The sequence below is a fragment of the Alkalibacterium iburiense genome, assembly GCF_039521845.1.
GTDB classification, from domain to species: domain Bacteria; phylum Bacillota; class Bacilli; order Lactobacillales; family Carnobacteriaceae_A; genus Alkalibacterium; species Alkalibacterium iburiense.
In genome coordinates this window covers 1-1,714 of the sequence record NZ_BAAACW010000113.1, presented here as the reverse complement: position 1 = coordinate 1,714, position 1,714 = coordinate 1, and the positions used below count along the sequence as shown (strand labels likewise).

Genomic DNA, 1,714 nt, shown 5'->3' with positions numbered 1-1,714 from the left:
AAACTGTATACTTTTGAGCATTTCAAGTTGATTAAGTGCTTAAAATTATGGGGTTTTGACACCATAATCAAACTATTAATTGAACAAACATAACTATTCAAAAATAGGAGGCAAACAAATGAGCTCAAAAAATAACCGAACAAATGAATCACGTTTTAATCGATTTTTAAATGCTTTTGAACGAATTGGAAATAAACTCCCTAACCCCTTTATTCTATTTATTACTTTAGCACTTATAGTTATAGTATTATCTGGAGTCATCTCTTTATTTGACAGTGTCCTTTATTCATCCTGAAACGATGGAAGAAGCAGCCATTAATAATTTAATGTCCAGAGACGGCTTTCAATTTATACTGACATCTATGCTAGACAACTTTGTCGGTTTCACTCCTCTAGGCATTGTATTAACCTTAATGCTTGGTATCGGTGTGGCAGACAAGGAAGGACTCCTGGAAACTTTTATTAAACATACAATTGTTAAAGCGCCTAAGAGACTGGTCACTTATGCTGTAGTGTTTGCTGGTGTCATCGGAAATATTGCCGGGGATGCCTCCTTTGTTATTATTCCGCCCCTTGCAGCTATGGTGTTTTATAATCTGAAACGTCATCCGCTTGCCGGTTTAGCTGCTGGTTTTGCAGGGGCAGGTGCAGGGTTTACAGCCAATATTATCATAGCCAATACGGATGTGGTCATATCAGGTATTTCGACAGATGTTATGCAAGGGATTAACCCGGATGTCATTGTTACACCTGTAGATAATTGGTACTTCCTCTTAGTCTCAGCATTAATTTTACCACTTGTCGGTGCTTGGATTACAGAAAAAGTCATTGAACCCCGTCTTGGAACGTATGAAGGAGAAGTAGAGAAAAGCTTTGAAGAACCTTCACCTTTAGAAGTGAAGGGCCTTCGTAATACTGGAATGGCGATACTTGTCTATTTAGGTTTATTAGTTGGAGTGATCATGCTTCCCGATTCACCATTGAGAAATGATACCGGGGGTCTGGTTCCATCTCCGTTGATTTCTGGAATCGTTCCAATACTCACCCTGTTTTTTATTATTATTGGGGTTACTTACGGTATAACAGTTGGCAGTATTAAGAAATCCAATGATGTGCCCCGTTTTATGGGAGAAGCGATTAAAGATTTATCCGGATTTATTGTACTGATTTTTGCAGCAGCTCAATTCATTGCTTACTTTGAGTGGTCAAACATGGGCACATGGTTAGCAGTGACGGGAGCCAATTATCTACAATCCATAGGTCTGACAGGATTATTGATTATTCTCGTCTTTATTCTATTTACAGGACTTTTAAATCTTTTGATTTTCAGTGGTGCGGCACAATGGGCTCTGCAAGCGCCTGTATTTCTTCATATGTTTTATCTATTAGGCTACCATCCAGCCTTTATCCAGGCGGCTTTTCGAATTGCTGATTCTTCGACCAATATTCTAACCCCGATGAATACTTACTTTATTATTATACTCGGATATGTCCGAGAGTATGATGAAGACGCTGGTTTAGGTACGTTGATATCATTGATGCTTCCTTACAGTTTGGCGTTCTTTGCAGTATGGATCGTTTTGTTCTTTATATTTGCTCTGCTCGGTCTGCCATTTGGACCAGGTATTGGTGTTTATATCTAAATAACTCAAGTTTTGCAGTTAAAAAATAGCCTTTGACCCTTGGTGTCATTGACTTGGTACCGATTATTATG

The 1,714-nt window shown here is 38.6% G+C and carries 2 protein-coding genes; both read left to right on the top strand.

Annotated features, from left to right (window positions below):
• The first annotated feature begins 118 nt into the window (after positions 1-118).
• Entirely contained in the window at positions 119-295 is a 177-nt protein-coding gene (locus tag ABDZ53_RS09445; RefSeq protein WP_343755895.1) for an AbgT family transporter, read from the top strand.
• A complete protein-coding gene (locus tag ABDZ53_RS09440; protein WP_343755897.1) occupies positions 276-1,643 on the top strand; it encodes an AbgT family transporter in 1,368 nt (455 codons plus the stop codon). Before ABDZ53_RS09445 ends, ABDZ53_RS09440 begins: the two co-directional genes overlap by 20 nt.
• Positions 1,644-1,714 lie beyond the last annotated feature (71 nt).